General features: G+C 60.1%; 1 protein-coding gene. It reads left to right on the forward strand.

Annotated elements, in window-relative coordinates; translation table 11 throughout:
• Positions 1–348 (forward strand): GTP cyclohydrolase I FolE (gene folE, locus HX869_RS31310; RefSeq protein ID WP_178904193.1); only part of this gene is annotated, 348 nt, incomplete at both ends.

Raw genomic sequence — 348 nt, forward strand, 5'->3', positions numbered from 1 at the left:
CGCCAAGGCCATGCAGTACCTGTGTCACGGCTACGAGCAGAACCTGGAAGAAATCGTCAACGGTGCGCTGTTTGCCTCCGACAACGACGAGATGGTGATCCTCAAGGACATCGAGCTGTATTCGCTGTGCGAGCATCATCTGCTGCCCTTTATCGGCAAGGCCCATGTGGCCTATATTCCGACCGGCAAGGTGCTCGGCCTGTCGAAGCTGGCGCGTATCGTCGACATGTTCGCCCGTCGCCTGCAGATCCAGGAAAACCTCACGCGGGAAATCGCCGACGCCATCCAGACGGTGACCCAGGCCGCCGGCGTGGCGGTGGTGATCGAAGCCAGGCACATGTGCATGAT

Origin of the sequence: Pseudomonas sp. P7779 (genome assembly GCF_013386315.1) — a bacterium.
Classification (GTDB): Bacteria; Pseudomonadota; Gammaproteobacteria; order Pseudomonadales; family Pseudomonadaceae; genus Aquipseudomonas.